Here is a 1,517-nt window from a genome sequence, read left to right on the forward strand (position 1 = left end):
AATAAATCTGAGAATCATCTGGCCGGCCTCCCCACCTCACGGAGGTGGCGCAAAATTCAAGGTGCGAACTTAGTCTTTTGCGTAGGAGGCCGTGATGAAATTCTGTGGCATAGACCTGCATTCGAACAACAGTGTTGTGGTGGTTACCGACGAAACGGATCGGGTACTGGTCAGTCGACGCTGTCCCAACGAGCTAACACCGATCCTTTTGCTGCTCGAGCCTCATCGTGCTGAATTGATCGGCGTCGTAGTTGAGTCGACGTACAACTGGTATTGGTTGGTCGATGGCCTTAAGGCGGCGGGTTTCGAGGTGAAGCTGGCCCATCCCGTGGCGATGAAGCGTTACGACGGTTTAAAGCATTCCGATGACAAGGATGACGCGGCTTTCCTGGCGCACTTGCTGCGACTCGGGATTTTACCGACCGGATATATCCATCCGCCGCAAGAACGTGCGCTGCGAGATTTGGCGCGTAAACGTATTCAACTGGTACGCAGTCGGACTCAGCACATTCTGTCCGTCGAGAACATCATGGCGCGCCAGTTTGGCCGGCGGTTGAGCTGCAATGAAGTCAAAGGGCTGTCAGCCACGTCCGTCGACAGGCTGGGCCTGCCGACGGATGTGGCTCTGGCGATGAAAGCGAATGTCGCCATTGTCCAGGCGTTGCAGACCCAGATTGATTTTCTTGAAGAGCGATTACTGCACGAAGCCCGTCTGCGCCCGGAGTTTTCCTTGCTGAAAACGATGCCCGGGATTGGCGAGGTGCTGGCCACGATCATCATGCTGGAAACCGGAAATATCGAGCGCTTTGCCGACGCAGGCCACTTCGCCTCTTACGCTCGCTGCGTAAAAAGTGCGCATTACTCCAACGGCAAAAAGAAAGGTGAAGGCAACGCCAGGAACGGCAACGCTTATTTGATCTGGGCCTATATCGAAGCGGCTAATTTCGCCCGGCGCTTCAGCGAAGATGCCAAACGCTTTTTCGAGAAGAAGAAAGCCAAGACCAACGCCGTGGTCGCTACCAAGGCGCTGGCACACAAGCTGGCGCGAGCGAGTTATCACATCCTGAAGGAGAAACAGCCTTTTGATGCCAGACGCTGTTTCGCCTGAGGGGCGAATCAGGTGATGGTCGGCCAACCAAAAAGGGACTGGGCCCGAACCACTAAATCTGAGTGGCGACCGACCATCACCGCCTGAGTGAGTTGTAACCGGGTCGTCTGCCAGGTGAGCCAGCTGGGACTGGACGTGTGTTTTGCACGAGCCACCGTTCTGTGACACGTTTTGGACGCATTGGCGGCACCAACGTTTCTCTGGGGCAGTTAACTGCCAGGGCGGTGCTGGTCGTATCGCTACCGCTTGATCCAAATGGGTGTCTGGCACGACTTGGTCGTAGCCAGTGAAGAGAAAACGGGTTCGACGGGTTCAACCGATCAGGTTGAGTGGAAGAGCAAACCCTGCAGTTGAAAACTGCAGGGCGCGGTGGCTTTTAACCTTGACTTGAGACCGGCTAATGGGTGTC

1 protein-coding gene is annotated in these 1,517 nt (G+C 55.6%); it reads left to right on the forward strand.

Translation table 11 applies throughout. From position 1 onward, the window contains the following. The first annotated feature begins 94 nt into the window (after positions 1-94). On the forward strand, positions 95-1,108 hold the full coding sequence (locus ACW9HX_RS29030; RefSeq protein ID WP_457383208.1) for an IS110 family RNA-guided transposase: 1,014 nt from the start codon (positions 95-97) through the stop codon (positions 1,106-1,108). Positions 1,109-1,517 lie beyond the last annotated feature (409 nt).

The organism is Pseudomonas sp. SDO52101_S400, from assembly GCF_054071635.1.

What these genes read in the sequence shown, in the direction of transcription:
- ACW9HX_RS29030 (WP_457383208.1), top strand. Translation starts at nt 95, where the DNA reads ATGAAATTCTGTGGCATAGACCTGCATTCGAACAACAGTGTTGTGGTG.